The following is a 1,539-nucleotide window of genomic DNA, read 5'->3' on the forward strand; positions in this document are numbered from 1 at the left end:
GCGGGGATCAGTCGAGGGGCGGCCAGGTGAGGAGGGCGTGGGCCCAGGTGAGTCCGGCGCCGAATCCGGCGAGGAGGACCTGGTCGCCGGGGTAGAGGCGGTCGTCGGTGACGGCGCGGTGCAGGGCGTAGGGGAGGCTGGCGGCGCCGATGTTGCCGACGTCCTGTCCGGCGATGGCGAGCCGGCCGGGGTCGAGTCCGGCGGCGGGGGCGAGGGAGGCGACGAGTTTGGGGTTGGGCTGGTGCGGGACGACCAGGGCGAGGTCCGTGGTCTTCACGCCCGCGGTGTCGAGGGCGTCGGCGACGATGCGGGGGAAGACGTCGGTGATGAAGTTCCGGACGGCGGCGCCGTCCATGTGGATGGTGTGGTCGAGGGCGGCGAGGGTGTCCGCGGTGGCGGGCAGGCGGCTGCCTCCGGCGGGGATGAGGACGTCGTCGGCGCGGGTGCCGTCGGCGCCCATGCCCATGGCGGTGATGCCGTAGGGGGCGGGGACGGGGCCGAGGACGGCGGCGGCGGCGCCGTCGCCGAACAGGGCTCTGGTGGCGCGGTCGCCGGGGTTGAGGAAGCGGGAGTAGACCTCGACGCCGATGACCAGGGCGTAGGGGCCGCCGCCGGGGGGCCGGGCCGTGTTGCCCGGGGCGGGGGTGCCGGGGGTGCCGGGGGTGCCGTGGAGGAGGGCCGCGGCGGTCTGGAGGGCGTGCAGGAAGCCGGTGCAGGCGGCTGCGACGTCGAAGGCGGCGGCGCGGCCGGCGCCGAGGAGGGCCTGGACGCGGCAGGCGGTGGCGGGTCCGAGCTCGTCGGGAGTGGAGGTGCCGAGCACGATGAGGGCGAGGTCGCCCGCGTCGATCCCGGCGGCCGCGAGGGCGTCGCGGGCGGCGTGGGCGGCCAGGTCGGAGGCGGCCTGGCCGGGGGCGGCGCGGTGCCGGGCGCGGATGCCGGTGCGGCTCTCGATCCACTGCGGGTCGAGGCCGAGGGCGGTGGACAGCTCGGTGCTGGTGATCCGCTGCTCGGGCAGGTAGGCGCCGGTGCCGCGGATGGCGTACGGGATCGTCACGTAGTTCTCCCCCCATCCGGCCGGGAGGGCCGGATTTCGGTGGTCCTGGTGCGGCGCGGCTTTTGCTGTGATTTGTGCTGGCCTGTTCCTTTCACTCGGGGCGACCGTTTCACTCGGGGTGACCGGCCGGTCGTCTCGCGGTGATCGATCCGCCGGGCCGACCGGAAGACGCTTGTCGACACCCCGATTCCATGAGTGAATAATCGCATTTCGCAGCTCTATTTCCATAACAAGTTTTTTATATAGCGTTTGTCTGTCGAGAAGTGGAAGTGTTCCTTCCTGGCGAGGAGTGCGGCGTGACCCGGACCCCCAACCCGCCCCCGTGGGCCTCGAGACTCGCTCCCGACGAGGCCTGCGCGTTCCTGTTCCCCGGCACCGGCGCCGCCGGCGCGCCCGACCTGCGGGCTCTGGCCGCCACCGGCCCGGTCGCGGCCCGCGTCGTCGGCGACGTGCTCGACGCCGTCGCCGAGGCGCTCCCCGCGCCC

At 74.1% G+C, this 1,539-nt stretch carries 1 protein-coding gene and 1 pseudogene; one reads left to right on the forward strand and one right to left on the reverse strand.

Features of this window, described 5'->3' with window-relative positions; translation table 11 throughout:
* Nucleotides 1-7: 7 nt before the first annotated feature.
* Nucleotides 8-1,054 carry a 3-oxoacyl-ACP synthase III family protein gene (locus tag EBO15_RS43365; protein ID WP_233616868.1) on the reverse strand — a complete coding sequence of 349 codons (1,047 nt, stop codon included), beginning with the start codon at nt 1,052-1,054 and terminating at the stop codon, nt 8-10.
* Between the two features lie 296 nt (nt 1,055-1,350).
* Here EBO15_RS43365 and EBO15_RS43370 point away from each other — a divergent pair.
* Nucleotides 1,351-1,539, forward strand: a pseudogene (locus tag EBO15_RS43370) (hypothetical protein); the annotation flags it as partial.

Origin of the sequence: Actinomadura harenae, assembly GCF_003696215.1 — a bacterium.
In the GTDB taxonomy this organism is placed as follows: Bacteria; Actinomycetota; Actinomycetes; order Streptosporangiales; family Streptosporangiaceae; genus Spirillospora; species Spirillospora harenae.